The sequence below is a fragment of the Arcicella sp. GW821-FHT09D11 genome, from assembly GCF_059416265.1.
On sequence record NZ_JBWKOV010000009.1, the window covers coordinates 42858 to 59169 of the forward strand.

The following is a 16312-nucleotide window of genomic DNA, read 5'->3' on the forward strand; positions in this document are numbered from 1 at the left end:
CAATTGACTGCAAAATAAAGCTTAATGTTTATTGATACTTACATGAAATATATAGTGTTAGTTTTTATCATTATTGGCTCTTTTTATAACATTGAGGCACAAACAGCCGTCAAGCGATTGTACATTGCCAATGACGACCACACTGACTATATGTGGACGGCAGATGAAGCTAAATATGATTCCGCTTTTGTGAAAATGTTAGATTTTTACCTAAATCAGGTAGATTCTACTAAAAATAACGCACCCGATTTTCAGGCAAGATTCAATTGTGATGGTAGTTATTGGTTAAGAGCCTATCAAAAATTTCGTTCACCTGCTCAGTTTAATCGTTTGATAGATGCTATTAAATCAGGACATATCAGTAGCCCTTATAATAGTCTAGTAAGTACTTATGGTGCCCAACCAACCGAAGCTGTGCTGAGAGGAATGTACTATGCAGGTAGTTTAGAACGAGCTTATAACCTGCGATTTACGTTGGCACAAGCCATGGAAAATAATACTATTCCACTGGGGTTGAGTTCCCTTTGGGCAGGGTCGGGAGTAAAATATAGTTATAAAGGCATTGGTGGATACGGTAGCCAAATGACGTACGAATACCGAGCCAACAGAAGAAAACAGTTGTATCATTACACTGGATTGGATGGCACAAGTGTTTTGACAAAATGGTATGATTATAACGAAAAAAAGTATGCTCCTTTTGGAGGATATGCTGAATGTCGAATGTATCCCAATAAAAGACTTGTTAGTCAGACAGTCGAGATTGAACAGGTGATTGATAAATTGGATAAGTATACTAATAATCCTCACTATCCTTTTAGCATTGCAGCCGCTTTTGGCTATGGTTGGGACGACCTTGCCAATTTTATCTCACAACCTTTTATAGAAGCCGCACAACATAAAACTACAGATACACGTAAAGTAAGGGTATCTAATGAAACTGATTTTTTTGAAGATGTAGCCAAAACCTATCCTAATTTACCATCAGAATCGCTGAGTTATGGGAATGAATGGGACATTTATTGTGCTTCTATGAATGAGACAACGGCGAAGGTACGTCGCTCGGTTGAGAAATTACGTACTGCCGAAGCATTAGCGTCTATTGTTTCTTTAAAGGACAAACACTTTGCAATGTCTTTAGAGAATGCAAAAAAACAAGCTTGGGAAGCATTGGGTTTTTATTGGGAACATAACTGGACGGCTGATGGCCCAGTTAAACGTAATATTCGAGCAGAGTGGCAAACTAAATTACAAACTCACGTGAGTAGTTATGTTGATTCATTGTTTCAATTAGCTTCTGATGCACTGGGCAAGCAAATTAAGCAATCGACCAACGTTAGATATTATGTTTTTAATCCTTTGAGCTGGACAAGAAATGATGTAGCCGACTTTGAATATAATGGCAAATACCCTGTGAAAGTGGTAGATTTAACCACGAATCAAGAGGTTGCTAATCAGTTGATTCATAAAAACGGAAAACAATATCTCCGCATTCAAACAGATAATGTACCTTCAGTAGGTTATAAAGTATTTGAAATCAGACCTGAGAAAGGTAAAAGCTTTCCAAACAAAGTAAAAACTTCTGGTAATTATATTAGTAATGCATTTTATAAGGTAAAAGTAAGCCCGTCGGGTGATATTACTGAACTGTATGATATTGTTGCTAAAAGCAAGCAAGTTGTTTTAGATGGAAAACATTTAAATAGTTTAGGAAATAATATTTCAGCACAAGAGGGAACAATAACCATAGAAAATGCTGGTCCTGTTTCTGTTACCTTAAAAGCTGTTGCTCAAAAACCTATTCTACATACCGTAAGCATTACACTTTTTGCAAACAATTCGAGAATACAAATTGAAGATAGTATTCAGGCAAATTTTGGTGATGTAAAAACTTGGGACTTTGCCTTTAACTTAAAAAAACAAACTACTCGTCACGAAGAACTAGGAGCCATCATCACCGCTAAAAAAGAAACGAGAGGTGGACATTATGCTGCCCAAAACGCTCGTTTAGATTGGCAAACCTTCAATCACTTTGTTGACCTGAGTGAATCTAATTATGGTATCACATTATCTAATCAAGATTGTAGTTTTTTTAAATTAGGAGAAAGTACTGTTGACTCGCTTTGGGAAGATTCTTCGGAATTACATGCCTTAGCAGGCGGACAAGTAGATAAAAAAAGAGAAGATGGAGGGATGATGGGTATTTTTAAACAAAATGGTCAGCAATCATTTTACTATAATTTTGCATTGACTACCCATCAAAATGCTTTTAACCCAACCACTGCGATGAAGTTTGCTTTGGAACACCAAAACCCATTAGTTGCTGGAAAGATTGAAGGAAATGATGTTGAAAAAAGTGCGAATATATTTTCCCTTCTATCCATTAATGACCCTAATGTATTGCTCTGGTCTTTAAAGCCATCTGAAGAGGGTATTGAAAATGGCTTGATAACTCGTTTTTGGAATTTCAATAGTAAGTCTGTTAATCCAGTGGTGAAACTTTTTAAACCAATTCGTACTGCGTGGCAAACTACACATGTAGAAACCAATGAACAACAGTTGACACCCATCGACGGAAGGCTGAAAGCGAATTTTAATCAATATCAGTTAAAGACGTATAGACTAGTATTGAATGAATAAGATAGTTTTTAAACAGTAAGCGTATATTATATACCGTTATATAAAATTAAAGAATATTACGAAATTTAAAATTGATCATAAATAAAATGAATAAGTATAAATGGTTTTTTTGTTTAATCACTTTATTGCTAAGTAGAACAAGCTTTGCACAAAACTATAATATCTTAGATTTTGGTGCAAAAACTGATACTACTTTCCTCAATACTCAAGCGATTCAATCGGCCATAAATAAATGCCATAGTCAGGGTGGCGGAGAAGTAGTTGTTCCAGCAGGCAAGTATATTACAGGGACTATTTTTCTGAAATCTAATGTATATCTAAAGCTTTCGGCAGGAGCAATCTTACAGGGAAGTTATCATCCTACAGATTATCCAGCACATAATATTTTATCTGCTAAAAAGTTTGGGACTATCACGCATGATGGTATTTATGTAGAATCGATGAAAGCCCTCGTGATAGCCGATAATGCACAGCATGTAGGAATAATAGGAGAAGGAACCCTAAAAGGAGCAGGAGATGGGGCGGCTTTTCAATTAGGATTAAACAAAGATGGAAAACCTAAAAATATCTTTTTTATCTCTTGCAAAGATGTGGTATTGAAAGACGTTGACATTCTTAATTCAGCTCAGGTAACTATTTCAATTTCTGGTTGTGAAAGGGTTTTAGTGGATGGGATTTATGTAAGAAGTTTAGTAAACTGGAATTGCGATGGTATTGATATTGATGCAAAAGATGTAGTAGTTAATAATGTTATTATTGATTCAGAAGATGATGCGCTGTGTTTTAAAAGTGAGTACTTAGATAAATTCTGTGAGAATATTACTGTTAGCAATTGCGTACTTGCTTCATTGTGTAATGGACTTAAACTAGGAACAGGTTCTCGTACAGGCTTTAGAAATATCACTGTAAATAATTGTGTTATTAAAAAGAGCTCGTTCAATGGCTATAGGCATTGGAAAATGACCCCAGAAATTGTGCATAACCCCGATATCCAGAGTGTCAATACGGGTATTGTTATTTTGGTTGTTGATGGAGGAGTGATGGAAAATATCCATTTTTCAAGTATCGTAATGACGGATGTCCTTTCTCCTTTTTTCATCAGGGTAGGCAAGCGATTTATGAATCCTGAAAATAAGCCGTCATTCATGAAAAACATCAGTATCAGTAATGTAAGAGCCGAAACCAGAAGTGTGATACCATCAATTATTGCAGGATTAGAAGACAGTCCTGTTGAAGTTATCAAGCTATCTAATATACATATTACTGTCCCGATAGGTGTTGAAAACGATTTGCTAAGAACTTTTCCGACAAGCCCTACTGAAGACTTAAAAGGTTATCCTGAAAACAGACTTACGTTTGGGACTAAGCTACCAGCTAGTGCATTTTACATAAAACATGCTAGAGGTATAACAATGACTGACGTTTCTGTTACTTACCTTTCCAATGATGCTCGTCCAGCTTTTTACCTTGATGATGTGGAGAATATAAAATTAAGGAGTGTTTTCATCAATGAAAAAAAGCTAGTGGACAATAAAAAGATAGTGGTAAAAGACAAAAGTCAGGACGTCGGAGTAATTGATTGAAAATCCTAAACTGATATGTTCACTAATTGTCGATAATTCAAATACCAATAAATAAACTGTTTAACCTGAATGAAAATGAATATCAAACTTTTACTTTCTTCTTTTTTAATAATGCTGTTTGTTAGCACGAATAGTTTGTTGGCTCAGACAAAAGCTAACAAAAATAGTCTTCCAAATATAGCATCTAATAAAGGTTTTTTAGACTTGGTAGATTTAGGGTTTTCGCCAACAGCAACAGGAATAAACAATGTAAAGGTATTACAAGCGGCTTTGGATAAGGGCGGAACAATCATTGTAAGCAAACCAGGGAAATACAAAGTTTCGGGTACTGCTTATATTGGCGATAATACATCTCTTGTATTTGGCAATGGAGTAATCTTAGAAAAGTCAGATGAAAATGGTCGTTTTACACACGTTTTTCTAAATAAAGGAGCTCTTACCAGAACCTATAATTACAACATTACGATTACAGGACTTAACTTAAATGTAAATGGTGTTGATAAACCAATCGACATGATTTATGGCTTGAGAGGACACGTCGCTTTCTTTTATGTAAAAGATTTGAAAATAGAACGCTTCCGTATCTCAGGACTTATCAACGGGCAGTTTGCTGTACATGTATGTACTTTTGAGGATTTGTTAATTGATGATGGTATCATAAAAGGTAAAAAAGACGGCATCCATTTAGGTGGGGGTAAGCGATTTAAAATTAGTAATTGTGTTTTTCAAACAGGTGATGATGCTATCGCCTTAGTGCCAGGCGACTGGGTAAGTGCCAATCCAGAATTTGGTAATTTAGAAGATGGTATCATCGAAAACTGTTCTGATATTCCAGATGATTATCTGGAAGGTGGATTCGCTAAAATTGTAGCCTCTGCTTGGATAGATTGGCATCCTAATATTGAGGTAAAGCATGGAGATGCCGTCGTATCAAATGGGAAAATTTATCGGGTTGTGGCCAATCTTGATAATAAAGTCTATAAATCTGTAACGCAACCGACCTTTGATAAAGGCATGGCGGTATTAGATAGCATTAACTGGTTAATGTTTCAAACTGATACTATTCATACGGCTGTGGTGCGCAATGTAATATTCAGAGATATTAATCTGCATAGTGTCCGTGTTCCTTTTCAGTTAATGAGCTACAGTAATAAATGGGCACATTCGTATTATCCAGGAGCTAGGCTTCCCATTCAAGGAGATATAACACTTGACAACGTGAATGTATTGTCTCCTCATAAAAGGGCTCTTATTTCTATTACTACACCCTGTGATATAATAACGATTAAAAATAGTACTTTAAAAGCCAATAGCATAGATTTTGGTCATGCCAAAGACTACGACAAATATCCTGATACACATATTAATATCTCTAATTGCGTATTCAAAAGTGCGGGTAATCTAACGTTGATAAACAATAATAGTCCAAGGAAGGAAATATATTTAAAAACGTCTGGAAATATAGCCATTGAAAAAGATTTTTCAGCTAGTGTGAATCAAGGTGCTGGAAAAATTTATGTTGATTCCGACTTAAAAGGACTAAAAAATAACCCTTAATGAAAAAGATACTTTCTTTCCTACTTAGCTTTTTATTATTAGCTAATAGCTTTGCTCAAACACTTGTCCCACATTCCGTTCCTGAAGAATTTGCTTCAGATTAAGTACTTATCAGACAAATAAGCATAGTACATAATAAAAAGGTGAAGAAATTATTGAAAATTACACAAACTTAGCCTTAAAAACATTAAGACGCTATTGATACCAAAAACCATCATCAGAAAAATATTATGACAATTTGCAAACACATATTTACCTTAATACTAATAGCGATATGTTTTGCGGTGACCGCTCAGCAAACCCAATTGGATAATAGGACAAAATTTCCTAATCATCCAAGGTTATTGTGCTTGAATGGACAAGAAAAAAGAATAGCTTCTTATATTAAATCAGATGTAGTTTGGGAAAAATTGCATCAAACAATCATTAAAGAATGCGATAGAATAATAGATCAACCAACAGTTCAACCCATAAAAATAGGCAAACGATTACTCGATAAATCTAGGACTTGTTTACAAAGAGTTTTTTATTTGTCGTATTCCTACAGACTTACACATGAAGATAAATATTTGAAAAGAGCTGAAGCTGAGATGTTAGCCGCCGCCACTTTCCCCGATTGGAATCCCTCACATTTCTTGGATGTTGGCGAAATGACCATGGCTTTAGCAATAGGGTATGATTGGTTACATAACGATTTATCCGAAAACTCACGTACCATTATCAAAGATGCCATTCTGAAAAAAGGTATAGAGCCTTCGTTGGATAGTCGTTATAATGGTTGGTTAAAAGTAACAAACAATTGGAACCAAGTTTGTAATGCAGGCATTGCTTATGGTGCTATCGCTACTTACGAAGACCATCCTGAGTTAAGTGTACAAATCATTAATAGAGCCATTGCATCAATGGCTTTACCGATGCAACAATACGCACCAGACGGTGGGTATCCAGAAGGTTATATGTATTGGGAATACGGCACCTCTTTCAATGTAATGTTTATCAGTGCTTTACAAGAGGCTTTTGGAAGTGATTTCGGACTAGCCTCTAAGGCTGGTTTTTCGCAAACAGCCACATTTTTAGAACATCTTTCTGGTACTACGGGAAAACCATTTAACTATGGAGATTGTGTGAATAGTGCTCAGTTTAGTCCTGCTGTCTTCTGGTTTGCTAATTATAGTAAAGATGCCACAGTATTATGGGAACAAAAATCATTTTTAACGGCTAGCAATATTCCAAAAAGCAGGTTATTACCAGCCACTTTTATTTGGAGTAAAGGAGTTGATTTAAATAAAGTACAAGCTCCTACACAAAATGTATGGGTTGGGAAAGGCGTAAATCAAGTGGCTTTGTTGCGTACATCATGGACAAATCCAAAAGGTATTTTTGTAGGATTTAAAGCAGGTTCTCCTTCGGCTAGTCACGGACACATGGATGTAGGCTCTTTTGTAATGGATGCCGACGGTGAAAGATGGGCAATGGACTTTGGTATGCAAGACTATGAATCACTCGAATCAAAAGGAATTGATTTATGGAATATGCAACAAAATTCACAACGGTGGCAGGTATTTCGTTATAATAACCTTGCTCATAATACGATTACTATTAATGGTAAATATCAAGAGGTAAAGGGAAATGCTACCATAAAACAGCATAGTGCAAAACCTAATAACCTAAATGCCATTACAGATTTAACGCCTGTATATGCAAGTAGTGTTAAGCAATTAATACGAGGTGTATCTATTGTCAATCAAAACTATGTAGTAGTCAGAGATGAAATAGAAACACTGGCAGATAGCACCACTTTTCGATGGAGCATGGTAACGCCCGCAAAAGTTAAAATTATCGATGATAGCACAGCCGAGCTAAGTTTGAACAACAAGAAAATGATGTTAAAAATTCAAGTGTCCGTTGTTGGAAAACTTAGCACTTGGAGTACTGTTCCCACTACCTCATACGATGCCTCAAATCCCAATACTGTTATTGTTGGCTTTGAAATAAAGCTTTCTCCTAATACTAAAAATGCCTTAAATGTTTTCCTTATTCCTGAAAATGCACAAAATGAGAAGATACCAAACGTAGCAGATTTAGCCTTATGGCCCAAACAGAAAATAAATTAGATTTTAACATAATGAATATACTCAAAATCAAATACCTACTTATTGTTACGCTCATCCTTAGCTTTGACAGTAATATATTTAGCCAAAAACAAAAGGTTTGGCTAGATGCAGATACGGGTAATGAAACAGATGATGTGTATGCTATTGTACAGTTGCTTATGGATAACTCTATTGATTTGGTTGGATTAAGTGCTGCCCATTTTAACAATCCAGATTTAATTGCCTTCGAAAAGTGGAATCAATATCAAACCAAAGGAATCAATACAGTAAATATTTCTCAGCAATTAAACATAGAAATACTACAATTGATGGGCAAAACGAATATTGCTCATCCAATAGGGGCAGATAGGCAGATGGGAAGAGCTTGGGGCAATCAAGAACCACGACCTTCAGAAGCTTCAGCACAAATTATTGCTACAGTAAAACAACTAGAACCTAACGAAAAACTCCATGTCATTTGTTTAGGGGCTTTGACCAATATTGCATCAGCCATCGCCTTGGATAGTTCTATCGCTAAACATATTGAATGTTATCTATTGGGAGCAAAATACAATTATCAGAAAAAATATTGGGATAAAAGTGAATTTAACATCCGAAACGACCTGAATGCATTCGACTATTTATTGAACAATCCCAACGTAGAACTTATCATTATGCCTATTAGCACGGCTCAACCTTTTAGGTTTGAACGAGATGCTTTATATGCAGTATTGACCGATAAAAATCCTGTTTTGAATCACTTAAAACAAAGATGGGAGGAAACAAATCCTGAAAGTATTATCAGAACTTTATGGGATGTAGCGTTAGTATTGGCCTATCAGAAGCCAAAGTTCGTAACCGTTAAAAAAGTATTAACACCCCCAGAAAACACACAACGATTTGTCAAAGTATATACTGAAATGGACGAAAGTAACCTGATACAATATTATTGGGACTCACTTAAAAGTTTAAAAAAGTAGTATCAATTAAGCATCTAGCTTTTAACTAAACATACATTAAATTAATCCGTAGACTCATTTAAATCACAATAATTATGTTCAAGATTAAACATTTATTGGTATTCATTTTATTGATGAATACTGCTGTTTTTTTCGGGCAAAAGAGCAAAGCATTACTTCCTCAAAAACCAGGAATGGTATCTTATACTTTCAGAAATAGCTTTGCCAAAGATGTAGCGGCTACTTTAGATACGTTGAAAAGTTTAGGGATTACTGATATAGAATTTTCTAATCTTTTTGGTAGAAAAGCCAGTGAAATTCGCCAATTGCTAGATGAGCGTGGACAAAAATGTTCTTCTTTCGGAGTGAGCTATAATGACGCTCAAAACAAAATTGCTGAGGTAGGACAAAATGCAAAAACACTCGGAGCAAGCTTCGTCAGAGTAGCATGGATTATGCAGAAGCCTCCTTTTACGTTGGCTGATGCTGAAAAAGCGGTAGAAAGTTTTAATAAAATAGGGAAGCAATTACATGATGAGTTCGGACTAACATTTTGCTATCATAATCATGGCTATGAGTTTGAAAAATATGAAGATGGTACTTTGATGGATTATATTATCCAAAAAACAGACCCTAAATATGTAAGCTTTGAGATAGATATTCTTTGGACTTTCTTTCCAGGAGCAGACCCAGCAGCGTTGATTGCTAAATATCCAAAACGTTTCAAATTGATGCATTTAAAGGATTTAAGAAAAGGTATCGTTGGTAATCTTTCGGGAGGAACGCCAGTAGTTAATGATGTGGCACTAGGTACAGGGCAAATTGATATTCCATCAGTGCTGAAAGCCGCTCAGAAATCAAGCATTCAACATTTTTATATTGAAGACGAAAGTCCAAGTTATGCTACTCAAGTACCTATCACGATAGCCTACTTAAAAAGCTTAAAGAAGTAAGTAATTAGTAACCCGTTCAAGTGCTTATGGATAGCTAAAGAGACAATTAAACCTCTTTGGCTATCCTGTCTGGCTGTGCATTGTGTCTAATCTATTAAATAATTGATAATCATGAAAAAAATATTAACCGCCGTGTTAAATAAAGTCAAGTTGCTGATATTAGTACTAGTGAGTATCATCGCAAATAATACGCATGGACAAAGTAAACAAGGGGTATCGTTATTACCGAACGATAATACATTAATTTTTAGTCCAACTAGCAAAGGGGGAGCTATCCTTGAATTGACAACAGTGAAAGAGCAGTCTTTTAATAAGGCTTATCACATTTCTACCGTTAATCAAAATAGCAATGAACGCTTTGTATTGCGTTATAAAATAGATTCTTTAGTGCATAAAGGAGACGTTATTTTATTTTCCTTTTATACGCGTTCTCTACAAAGTAAAAAAGAAACGGGTGAATCATTCATAGAAATATCTCTTGACCGCATGGTTGAAGGCAAGTACTCATGGCCACCATTGTTGGAAAGAGGAATTTCATTTGGTTCAAAATGGGCACTTACGCAAATTCCTTTTGTTGCAGGAAAAGACGTTGCTAAAGGAGAATTAGCCTTGGTAATAAAGTGTGGCAATTTTCCGCAAATATTTGAAATCGGAAATATTTCATTAGTCAATTATAAACAAGGTGTAAAGGTACAAGACTTGCCAAAAACTATCGTACACTATGATGGCGATGAAGCAAATGCTCCATGGCGAAAAGCTGCTAATGAGCGAATCGAGCGCTACAGAAAGGGCGATTTAAGCGTACAGGTTTTAGACAAAAAAGGCAAACCTATTCCTCGTGTAAAAGTTAGTATTAGCCAAACAAAAAGTGATTTTGCTTGGGGTACAGCTACTGATTCAGCCATTATTCTGGATACCCTTAGTCCCGACGCTCAGAAATACCGTGATACGCTTTTGAGGTACTTTAATAAAGTAGTCCTTGAAAACGAAATGAAGTCCAAAAATTGGACTAGGGTTAACTTATCCAAGACACAAAAAGGAGTAAAATGGTTTAAAGACCATCACATTCCTGTAAGAGGACACGTAATGGTGTGGCCATCTTGGCAACACTCACCTCATTTAGCTCATTTGAAAAATGATAAAGAAGCGTTAAGCAGTACTATCTTCAAACAAATTGAGGAGCAAACTACTGCTATGAAGGGGCAATTTACAGAGTGGGACGTCGTCAATGAACCTTATGCTCATCATAATATCATGGATTCCTTAGGAGGAAAAAATCTAATGATAGAATGGTTTAAAGCAGCTAGGAAAAACACCCAAGGTGTAAAACTGTTTTTGAATGATTATACGATGTTCCATAGCGAAGGAGCAGGAAGTGAAAGTTTTTATAATTATGTAAAATTCTTAAAAGAAAATGGCGCGCCTATTGATGCCATTGGCGAGCAAGGACATATTGGAGGAACACCGCCCGGTATTGAATTTATCATCGCCAAGCTAGACCATTTTGCTGAGTTGGGGCTACCCATTCAAATTTCTGAATTTGATATTACTAGCGATGATGATGACTTTAAAGCACGTTACCTAAAAGATTTTATGACAGCCATTTTTAGCCATCCTTCCACTATTGGAGTAGTACAATGGGGTTTCTGGGAAAAGGCCCACTGGATACCCGCAGGGGCATTATGGGACAAAGATTGGAATGTCCGTCCACACGGGAAAGTATTCACCGAACTGGTAAGCAAAACTTGGCATACAAATAAAAACGGGAAAACTGACAAAAATGGTGTTTACACTATTAGAGGCTTCAATGGCACTTATAATATCACAGTTGAATATAAAGGACGGAAGGTTCAACAGCAATATTCTCTGGGGAGAAAAGGAGGGGCATTGATAGTTAAAATAGATAAATAGTAACTATGAAAAAATCGCTCATTTATGTTGGACTAACACTCTTTTTTGCTTTTCAAATAGCAGGTAATCAGGCGATAGCCAAACAGTATTTTGTCAATAGTGTCAAAGGGAATGATACTAATAAAGGGACTCATAGAAATACCCCTTGGCAATCGCTTGCGCCTGTTCATGCGATGAAGTTTATGCCTGGCGATACTATCAATTTTGAATGTGGTTCTGCTTGGCAAACAGGTCTTGAAATAAATAATGGTGGAACGTCCTCTAAACCAATTGTTTACAAAGCTATTGGAGAAGGCGCAAAACCTATTTTTAGTAATTCAGGAAAAATGTCAAAAGCCATTAATATTACAGCAAAGTGGATAATTATTGATGGGTTTTTCGCAAAAAATGCCAGTTTAGCAGGAATATTTTTGGCAAAGGGTGCCGACCACAATATTATTAGAAATTGTGAAATTGAAAATTGTGGTGGTGGAGTGATGGCACATGGAAGTTATAATTTAATTACGCAAAATTATGCTCATGATCTTATTATGATAAAAAATACTCCTGGGGGTGATGATGATTACGGGGCAGTGGCGTATTGGGTATTTGCTCCCCATAATGAAATTGCCTATAACCGAGCCGTACGATGTGGCGCACCAAGCTATGACTACGGAGCTGATGGTGGTTTTTTTGAAGTATATACCAATGGCGATAGTACTTATGTGCATCATAATTATGCAGAAGATTGTCTGGGGTTTTTAGAGATAGGAGGTGGCTTGGCTCGAAGTATTACTGTAACAGACAACGTTTCCGTGAATAGCGGGGGTTTTTGCTTTCATTTAGGTAGTAAGTTCAAAGCTGACGTCCAAAATTTCAGGCTTGAAAACAACACCGTGATGGTTCCTAAAGGAACAAAATGGAAAACTTTGATAGATTGGGCTGGAGGAACACCTCAAAAAAACACGCTCGTTTTTCGAGGTAACACCATATTATTAGGAGGTGAACCAAGGGACAAAATTTCAAGCAATGGGTTGTTTACTCATGAAAACAATACATATTTTTTATTGGATGGGGCGCAAGCTGGCTTCTCGTTGGATATTACCGAACACATACAGCAATCTAACTAGGTTATTTTATTATGAAAAACACATTCCTTATTCTTACTTTTCTTTCGCTAAGTATTTCAGGCTTTACACAAGGTATAGAGAGCTGTCGTGCTAGTTTGAAAAATGATACCCTGACCATCGAAAACACAAAAATAGCGAGAACATACAAATGGAATAATGGTAATATCATTACGCAATCTTTAACAGATAAAACTAGTGGTAATATGTGGAAAATGAATAGCAGTAAGCCTGATTTGACTTTTCCTGAGCAAACTGAAAAAGCCGAAGATGCTACTTTTACAGTGAAAAATATTCCAGAGAACGAAGTTACTCCAGCACATTTAGCCATAGAGATTAGTTATCGCCTAGAGCAATTATTGATTAAAAGAGTGTTTCGTTTATATCCAGAGTGCGCCGTAATTGCTTGTGATTTGTATTTTAAAGGAACTTCTAAAAGTATTTGGTTACAACAAGGAATCAATCTTGCTGATATGGTAAACCTTGAAAAGGTTAGTGCCAGTAATGCAGGAAGTAATACTCCAGTCATTGAAAAATTAGAACTCTCAGGAAAACATTGGCAGATAGAAGCGGTAGAGTTTTTTGATATTACAGACCGTTTTAACAATTTGGTGAACAAGGTAGAAGCCTTGTCGTACAGACCGAATTTTTATCGGGGCAATCTGCTTTTTGCTCACGATAATATAAATAATAACGGCGTTTTTATATTGAAAGAAGCACCTACCTCTAATGTGCAATTGGCTTATCCAAGCAGTGATTTTATCACAGAGTATGGCGCTTTTAGGGTAATTGGAGCAGGGTTGAATCCTAGTGATTTACACCCAACAGAATGGCGTAGAGGGTATGGTTTTGTAACGGGGGTATATACGGGAGATGAGGAAAATAGATATAAAGTCTTAAGAAATTATCAAGAACGCATCAGAATTCACCAAACGGGCAGAGACGAAATGATTTTGATGAATACTTGGGGAGATAGAGGACAGGATGCGCGTATTCAAGAAAAATTTGCGTTGGCAGAATTAGAGGCAGGTGCTAAATTAGGAATTACTCATTTTCAGCTAGATGATGGCTGGCAATTGGGACGTTCTTCAAACTCTGCTTTTAAGGGTGGCTCACTGAGTAATATTTGGGATAATAAAAATTATTGGGAGCCACATCCTGAGAAATTTCCGAATGGACTAGCACCTATCGTAAAAAAAGGAAAAGAACTTGGTATAGAAATTTGTTTATGGTTTAACCCAAGCAAAGACAACAGTAATGAACATTGGGAAAAAGATGCTGATGCTTTAATTGATATTTATAAAAAATATGGTATCCGCACTTTTAAGATAGACGGCGTAAACTTACCCGATAAATTAGCAGAAGTAAATTTTAGGAAGTTTTTGGATAAAGTCAGTAACGAGACAAATCATAAAGTAGTTTTCAACCTCGATGTAACAGCCCACCGAAGGGGAGGTTATCATTATCTGAATGAATACGGGAATATTTTCTTAGAAAATCGTTATACCGACTGGACAAATTATTACCCTTATACCACCCTACGAAACTTATGGATGTTATCGAAATATGTGCCTGCTCAAAACCTACAAATTGAATTTTTGAACAAATGGAGGAATCAAGAAAAATATCAAGCTAACGATATTTTTGCACCAAAGAACTACTCATTTGATTATCTTTTTGCCATTACGATGTTTGCTCAGCCTTTAGCTTGGTTTGAAGGTACAGGTTTGCCTTCAGAAGCTTTCGCAACCAGCAAATTGATTAAAACTTATTTACAGCACAATACTAACATTCATGCAGGGCAAATATTCCCAATAGGTGATGAGCCAAATGGCAAGTCATGGACGGGTTTACAATCAATTACAAATGAACAGAAGGGATATTTGCTAGTATTCCGAGAAAATACGATAGATACTAAGAAAGCAGTAAAAACTTGGTTGCCCACAGGAAAAAAAGTGAAGCTAGAATTGATAGCAGGGCAAGGTAAATCATTTGAAAGTCAGGTACTTGAAGAAGGAAATGTTATTATCAATTTACCCGAAATAAATAGCTTTGCGCTGTATCGGTATACATTGAAATAACAAGTATATTTCAATGAAATATATCTTTATCGCTAAAAAAGAAACAATTCCTATGTTCAAGAAAACCGCTTTATTGTCCCTTATTTGGGCTTTGTGTTTACCAATAGCTTTCTCTCAACCTACAGAGAAGTTTGTAAAAGTATTAGTAGCTGCCGACCACGCCGATTGGACCTATAAGCTAGGAGAAAAAGTAAAATTTACTATTGCTGTTTTTAAAAATGGGAATCTGGTAAAAGATGCAAAAGTAAGGTATGAGATAGGTCCTGAAAAACAAGAACCTTCTAAAAAGGAAGCCATTAGCTTAGTCACAGGCTCACAAATTATTGATGGAGGAACAATGACAACGTCAGGCTTTCTACGCTGTATTGCTATTGCAGAAATTGATGGAAAAGAATACAGGAATCTAAGTACTGCGGCTTTTGAACCCCTGACTATCAGTCCAACCGTTGAAAACCCTGTTGATTTTGATATTTTCTGGCGAGAAGCGAAAGATGAATTAGCTAAAATTCCGATAGATGCTAAAATGACATTATTGCCAGAACGATGTACAGAAAAGGTAAACGTATATCATGTTAATCTTCAAAATTTCAAAATAGGAGCAAGGCTTTACGGAATATTATGTGTTCCTAAAAAAGAAGGAAAATACCCTGCTTTATTACAAGTGCCAGGGGCAGGTGTGCGTCCTTATGGAGGTGATATCAATAATGCTGAAAAAGGAATCATTACTTTTCAAATAGGGATTCATGGCATTCCTGTAACGATGGAGCCATCTGTTTATACCGATTTGGGTGCTGGTATTTTGAATGGTTATCCTAATTATAACCTTGACGATAAAAATCGTTTTTTTTATAAAAGGGTTTATATGGGTTGTGTAAGAGCCAATGATTTTTTAACGAGTCTCCCACAATATGATGGTTCAAACCTAGCAGTTACAGGCGGTAGTCAGGGCGGAGCTTTATCTATCGTAACGGCAGCATTAGATAGCAGAGTAAAATGGCTTGGAGCATTTTATCCAGCCTTGGCAGATGTAACAGGCTATTTAAAAGGCAGAGCTGGAGGCTGGCCACATTATTTTGACAAATGGAGTAGAGCTTACAATGAAACGAAAGAAAAATTAGCGACAGTTGGATACTATGATGTAGTGAATTTTGCTCGCAGAGTAAAAGTGCCAGGAATGTATTCATGGGGATTTAATGACGAAACTTGCCCACCAACGTCAATGTATGCAGCCTATAATGTGATTACTGCACCCAAAGAATTATTTCTAGCCCTTGATACAGGGCACTGGACTTATCCAGAACAAGGAGAAAAAATGAATAGTTGGTTACAAGAAAAACTAAAAGGAAAGTAAAATATAGCTTCTAGGATTCTCAGTAGTGTGATGAAGTCGGTATTACCTCATAATACTGACTTCTAAACATTCATGTTTAAT

10 protein-coding genes are annotated in these 16312 nt (G+C 36.2%); all 10 read left to right on the top strand.

All coding sequences use genetic code 11. The features are described from left to right. Positions 1 to 42: 42 nt before the first annotated feature. The 10 genes from AC07N0_RS19790 to AC07N0_RS19835 all read left to right on the top strand — a co-directional run bounded on the left by AC07N0_RS19790 (position 43) and on the right by AC07N0_RS19835 (position 16231). Positions 43 to 2637 carry a glycosyl hydrolase-related protein gene (locus tag AC07N0_RS19790; protein WP_494590655.1) on the top strand — a complete coding sequence of 865 codons (2595 nt, stop codon included), beginning with the start codon at positions 43 to 45 and terminating at the stop codon, positions 2635 to 2637. A gap of 86 nt (positions 2638 to 2723) precedes the next feature. Next, positions 2724 to 4220, top strand: a complete 1497-nt coding sequence (locus tag AC07N0_RS19795) for a glycoside hydrolase family 28 protein (RefSeq protein ID WP_494590656.1) — start codon at positions 2724 to 2726, stop codon at positions 4218 to 4220. Positions 4221 to 4295: 75 nt separating this feature from the next. Next, positions 4296 to 5777 (top strand): glycoside hydrolase family protein, encoded by a 1482-nt coding sequence (locus AC07N0_RS19800; protein ID WP_494590657.1) that lies wholly within the window; start codon positions 4296 to 4298, stop codon positions 5775 to 5777. A 230-nt stretch (positions 5778 to 6007) separates the two neighbouring features. After that, a complete protein-coding gene (locus tag AC07N0_RS19805; RefSeq protein WP_494590658.1) occupies positions 6008 to 7891 on the top strand; it encodes a heparinase II/III domain-containing protein in 1884 nt (627 codons plus the stop codon). 11 nt (positions 7892 to 7902) lie between these two features. Further along, positions 7903 to 8850: a nucleoside hydrolase gene (locus AC07N0_RS19810; protein WP_494590659.1), complete on the top strand. Its 948-nt coding sequence runs from the start codon at positions 7903 to 7905 to the stop codon at positions 8848 to 8850. Between the two features lie 74 nt (positions 8851 to 8924). Next, positions 8925 to 9782, top strand: coding sequence for a sugar phosphate isomerase/epimerase family protein (locus tag AC07N0_RS19815; protein ID WP_494590660.1), 858 nt, complete (start codon positions 8925 to 8927; stop codon positions 9780 to 9782). Positions 9783 to 9893: 111 nt separating this feature from the next. Next, positions 9894 to 11693 (top strand): endo-1,4-beta-xylanase, encoded by a 1800-nt coding sequence (locus AC07N0_RS19820; RefSeq protein ID WP_494590661.1) that lies wholly within the window; start codon positions 9894 to 9896, stop codon positions 11691 to 11693. Between the two features lie 5 nt (positions 11694 to 11698). Further along, positions 11699 to 12802 carry a right-handed parallel beta-helix repeat-containing protein gene (locus tag AC07N0_RS19825; protein WP_494590662.1) on the top strand — a complete coding sequence of 368 codons (1104 nt, stop codon included), beginning with the start codon at positions 11699 to 11701 and terminating at the stop codon, positions 12800 to 12802. 11 nt (positions 12803 to 12813) lie between these two features. Then, positions 12814 to 14880 carry an alpha-galactosidase gene (locus tag AC07N0_RS19830; RefSeq protein ID WP_494590663.1) on the top strand — a complete coding sequence of 689 codons (2067 nt, stop codon included), beginning with the start codon at positions 12814 to 12816 and terminating at the stop codon, positions 14878 to 14880. Positions 14881 to 14893: 13 nt separating this feature from the next. Then, a complete protein-coding gene (locus tag AC07N0_RS19835) occupies positions 14894 to 16231 on the top strand; it encodes an acetylxylan esterase (RefSeq protein WP_494590664.1) in 1338 nt (445 codons plus the stop codon). Positions 16232 to 16312: the final 81 nt, after the last annotated feature.